Origin of the sequence: Curtobacterium sp. 18060 (assembly GCF_902706105.1) — a bacterium.
Classification (GTDB): Bacteria; Actinomycetota; Actinomycetes; order Actinomycetales; family Microbacteriaceae; genus Curtobacterium.
In genome coordinates this window covers 1-4,541 of the sequence record NZ_CACSJV010000093.1, presented here as the reverse complement: position 1 = coordinate 4,541, position 4,541 = coordinate 1, and the positions used below count along the sequence as shown (strand labels likewise).

Genomic DNA, 4,541 nt, shown 5'->3' with positions numbered 1-4,541 from the left:
ACCCGACCCCGCCCCCGCCAACGCAACGACGGGCGGGCCTCCCGGAGGAGACCCGCCCGTCGTGGAGCGGAACGTCAGTGCTACTTGGCAGCGACGACCTTGAGCGAGATCACGGCAGTGATGTCCTCGCGCAGACGCACGGTGGCCTCGTGGTCACCGACGGTCTTGATGGTCGCGGGGACCTCGACCTTGCGCTTGTCGAGCGAGCCGACGCCCTGCGCCTGGACGGCGTCAGCGACGTCGCCCGGACGGACGGAGCCGAACAGACGACCGTCCTTGCCGGCCTTGACCGCCAGGGAGATGGTCGCGTTCTCGAGCTTCATCTTGAGGTCCTGTGCCTCTTCGATGGTGGCGAGCTCACGCGCGGTGCGCGCGGCACGGATCGACTCGACCTGCTTCTCGCCGCCCTTGGACCACGCGACAGCGAAGCCCTGGGGGATGAGGTAGTTGCGGGCGTAGCCGTTCTTGACGTCGACGACGTCGCCAGCGGAACCGAGGCCGGAGACCTCGTGGGTGAGGATGAGCTTCGACATGTGTCGACCTCCGATCAGCGGCCGGAGCCGGCGTAGGGGAGGAGCGCCATCTCACGGGCGTTCTTCACGGCACGGGCGATGAGGCGCTGCTCCTGGACGGAGACGCCGGTGATGCGACGGGCGCGGATCTTTCCACGCTCCGAGATGAACTTGCGAAGGGTCGCAACGTCCTTGTAGTCGATGACGCCGACCTTGATCGACTTCGCGGGAGCGGCGTTCTTGCCGCCCTTGCCGCGAGGCTTCCGGCGGTCGCCGGTGCTCTTTCCAGCCATAGTGATTTGTCCTTAGAAGAAAAGTTGTGTGTCCGTCGGAACCGAGAGGATCAGAACGGGGTCTCGTCGTCGAAGTTGCCGCCGGGGGTGCTCCACACGTCGTTCGACTGTGCGTTGCCGCCGCCCTGCTGGCCACCCTGCGGGGACCACGGCTCGTCGGACTGGCCACCAGCGGAGGCGTTGCCGCCACCGTTGTTGTTCCAGCCGCCGTTGCCGCCGCCCTGCTGACCGCCACCGTTGCCGCCGCCGACCTGGCCACGACCACCGCCGCCACCCGCTGCGCGGGTGATCTGTGCGGTCGCGTACCGGAGCGACGGGCCGATCTCATCGACCTCGAGCTCGATGCTCGTGCGCTGCTGACCCTCGCGGTCCTGGTAGGAACGCTGACGCAGACGACCCTGCGCGATGACGCGCGAGCCCTTCGTCAGCGACCCCGCCACGTGCTCGGCGAACTCCCGCCACACACTCGCGCGGAGGAACAGCGCGTCGCCGTCCTTCCACTCGTTCGCCTGACGGTCGAACGTGCGAGGCGTGGAGGCGATGGTGAAGTTCGCCACTGCGAGCCCGTTCTGCGTGTACCGCAGCTCGGGGTCCGCGGTGAGGTTGCCCACCACCGTGATGACGGTTTCGCCGGCCACGGGTTACTCGGCGCTCGCGGTCGCGGTTGCGGAGGCGTTGGCAGCCTTGCGGGCTGCGCGTGCCTCGTCGCGCTGCTTCTGGGCGGCGACCTGCGCGATGCCCTCTTCGGCGCGGAGGACCTTCGTGCGGAGCACGGCCTCGGAGAGACCGAGCTGACGGTCGAGCTCCTTGGCGGCCTCGGGCGAGGACGTGAAGTCGACGACGGCGTAGATGCCCTCGGACTTCTTGGCGATCTCGTAAGCGAGCCGGCGACGGCCCCAGACGTCCACGTTGTCGACGGTGCCACCGTCGTTGCGGATGACAGCGAGGAACTTGTCCAGGCTGGGAGCGACGGTGCGCTCATCGATCTCGGGGTCGAGGATCGCCATCAGTTCGTACTGGTGCATGCGGAACCCACCTCCTCTGGTCTCAGCGGCCCCGGGCAGTTCCCGGGGCAGGAGGGTTGATGCATGTGCCACAGCGCGCAGACACGCGCCGGGCAACCTGCACAGACTACCCGACGGCCTGGAGGCGCGCCACCGGTCTGTGCAGAACCGTCGCGTCCGTCAGGCGGTCGCGTCTCGGGCGTCGGTGGCGCGTCAGGAGCTGGTCGCGTCCCGCGCGGCCCACCAGTCGCGCAAGCGCGCCTCGGCAGCGTCGGCCCCGAGCGGCCCGTCGTCCATCCGCGCCTCGAGCAGGAAGCGGTAGGCCTCGCCCACGGCACGCCCCGGCGGGATGTCGAGGATCCGCATGATGTCGTCGCCGGTCAGGTCGGGCCGGATCGAGTCCAGTTCCTCTTGCTCGGCCAGGACGCGGATCCGCTCCTCGAGGTCGTCGTACGCGAACGCCAGGCGGTCGGCCTTGCGGCGGTTCCGGGTGGTGACGTCCGAGCGGGTCAGCTCGTGCAGCCGTTCGAGCTGCGGGCCGGCGTCGCGGACGTAGCGCCGGACGGCTGAGTCGGTCCAGGCACCGTCGGTGTACCCGAAGAACCGCAGGTGCAGCTCGATCAGGCGGGACACCGCGGCGATCGTGTCGTTGTCGAAGCGCAGGGCACGGAGCCGCTTCTTCGCGAGCTTCGACCCGACCAGGTCGTGGTGGTGGAAGCTGACGGCGCCGCCCGGCTCGAGCTTGCGGGTGGCGGGCTTGCCGATGTCGTGCAGCAGCGCCGCGAGCCGGAGCACGGTGTCGGGCGGGTCGCCCGCGTGCCGCTCGGCCTCGTAGCCGATCGCCTGTTCGAGCACGGTCAGGGAGTGCTCGTAGACGTCCTTGTGGTGGTGGTGCTCGTCGATCTCGAGCTGCATCTCGGGCAGCTCCGGCAGGAACCGCTGCGCCAGTCCGGTGTCCACGAGCAGGCGGATGCCCGGCACGGGGTCGCTCGTGTTGAGCAGCTTGACGAGTTCGTCGCGCACCCGCTCGGCGGACACGATGTCGATGGAGTCGACGAGGTCCTGCATGGCGGCACGGACGTCGTCGTTGACGGTGAACCCGAGCTGCGACGTGAACCGCGCCGCCCGCATCATCCGGAGCGGGTCGTCGCGGAACGACACCACGGCGGCCTGCGGGGTGCGCAGGCGGGCGGCCAGCAGGTCCTCGACGCCGCCGTGCACGTCGACGAGCTCACGGGCCGGCAGCCGGAGCGCCATCGCGTTGACGGTGAAGTCGCGGCGGAGCAGGTCGTCCTCGATGGTGTCGCCGAACGCGACCTCGGGCTTGCGGGTCTCGCCGTCGTACACGTCACTGCGGTAGGTGGTGATCTCGACCTGCTCGCCGCCGACCCGCGCGGCGATGGTGCCGAACTGGCGGCCGACGTCCCACGTGGCGCTCGCGATCGGCTCGACGATGCGCAGGATGTCGTCCGGACGGGCGCTCGTCGTGAAGTCGAGGTCGGTGACCGGACGACCGAGGAAGGCGTCCCGCACGGGTCCGCCGACCAGGGCCAGCTCGTGTCCGGCGTCGGCGAAGGCCCGAGCGAGGAGGTCGACGGGCTCGGTGGTGGCGAGTGCGTCGAGTCGTTCGACGGCCTGGGCAACGGACTGCATGACGGTGCTCATCCTCCCAGATCGAGGCCCCGAGTTCTCCACAACCCCGCGCGCACGGGACCTGTTCATGGTCGCGCCTCATACACTCGTGCTCGGCCCGAACCGACCCCGTGGCCCGCTTCCGTATGCACATCCTCCGCACCACGCTCGCCGCAGCCGCGTCGACCCTCGTCGCGCTCGGCCTGGTCGTCGCGCCCGTCAGTGCCCCGCACGCCGATGCCGCGACGGTGTCGTCGGCCAAGACCCATCTCGCCGATCCGGCTGCTGCCGATGCGGGCAAGGCCACGATCTCGGTCGCTCCCGCGCACCGTGGGATCGTCCAGCGCGACCAGGACCTCACCCTCTCGGTGACCGTCACGAACGACACCGACACTGCACTGCCTGCCGGCAGCGCGGAGTTCGACATCTTCCGCTCCGTGAGCACGCGGGACGTCCTCGCCGACTGGCTCGCCGACACCACCACGACCGGTTACCTCGGCGCCCCGATGGACTCCGTTGACATTCCGGAGGTCCCGGCGCACCGATCGGTCACCATCGACTCGGTCGAGATCGTCTCGGGCAACGTGGCACTCGGCGGGTACTCGTCGTTCGGTGCGCGGCGCATCGCGGCCGAGTACACGGCCGGTGACACCTTCGCCGTGGCCCGCTCCGCGATCACCTGGTACCCGGACTTCGAGCAGGTGCCGGTCAGCGTCTCGGTGGCGATGCCGGTGACGGTCCCGAAGTCCACCGACGGCATCCTCACCGCGGCCGTCCTGGCCTCCGCCACCTCGGTCGACGGCACCCTGACGCAGCAGCTCGACGCGGCCGAGGACCACAACGTCGCCGTCGCCGTCGACCCGCGGATCATCGCCTCGATCCGGATCCTCGGCGAGAACGCGCCGTCCTCCGCGACCGCGTGGCTCCAGCGCCTCGAGTCCCTGCGCAACGAGACCTTCGCGTTGTCCTACGCGGACGCCGACGTCACCGGTCTGCGCCAGGCCGGGTCGGACGGCATCCTCGCGCCGATCTCGCTCGACCAGTCCGTCAAGTCCGAGAACTTCCCGGGTGCCGAGACCCCCGCACCGACCCCGACCGCC

6 protein-coding genes are annotated in these 4,541 nt (G+C 69.9%); 1 reads left to right on the top strand and 5 read right to left on the bottom strand.

What is annotated here, in order from left to right; all coding sequences use genetic code 11:
• Positions 1–80: 80 nt before the first annotated feature.
• The 5 genes from rplI to GVL05_RS19570 all read right to left on the bottom strand — a co-directional run bounded on the left by rplI (position 81) and on the right by GVL05_RS19570 (position 3,462).
• Positions 81–533 carry a 50S ribosomal protein L9 gene (gene rplI, locus GVL05_RS19590; protein WP_111083665.1) on the bottom strand — a complete coding sequence of 151 codons (453 nt, stop codon included), beginning with the start codon at positions 531–533 and terminating at the stop codon, positions 81–83.
• A gap of 14 nt (positions 534–547) precedes the next feature.
• Positions 548–805, bottom strand: coding sequence for a 30S ribosomal protein S18 (gene rpsR / locus GVL05_RS19585; protein WP_017887834.1), 258 nt, complete (start codon positions 803–805; stop codon positions 548–550).
• 50 nt (positions 806–855) lie between these two features.
• Positions 856–1,443, bottom strand: a complete 588-nt coding sequence (locus tag GVL05_RS19580; RefSeq protein ID WP_123311310.1) for a single-stranded DNA-binding protein — start codon at positions 1,441–1,443, stop codon at positions 856–858.
• Between the two features lie 3 nt (positions 1,444–1,446).
• A complete protein-coding gene (gene rpsF, locus GVL05_RS19575; protein ID WP_111083667.1) occupies positions 1,447–1,830 on the bottom strand; it encodes a 30S ribosomal protein S6 in 384 nt (127 codons plus the stop codon).
• Between the two features lie 192 nt (positions 1,831–2,022).
• Entirely contained in the window at positions 2,023–3,462 is a 1,440-nt protein-coding gene (locus GVL05_RS19570; RefSeq protein WP_159574225.1) for a CCA tRNA nucleotidyltransferase, read from the bottom strand.
• A 110-nt stretch (positions 3,463–3,572) separates the two neighbouring features.
• Between GVL05_RS19570 and GVL05_RS19565 the strand changes: the two genes are divergently transcribed.
• A partial coding sequence (locus tag GVL05_RS19565; RefSeq protein WP_235036079.1) for a DUF6049 family protein occupies positions 3,573–4,541 on the top strand: 969 nt, incomplete at its 3' end.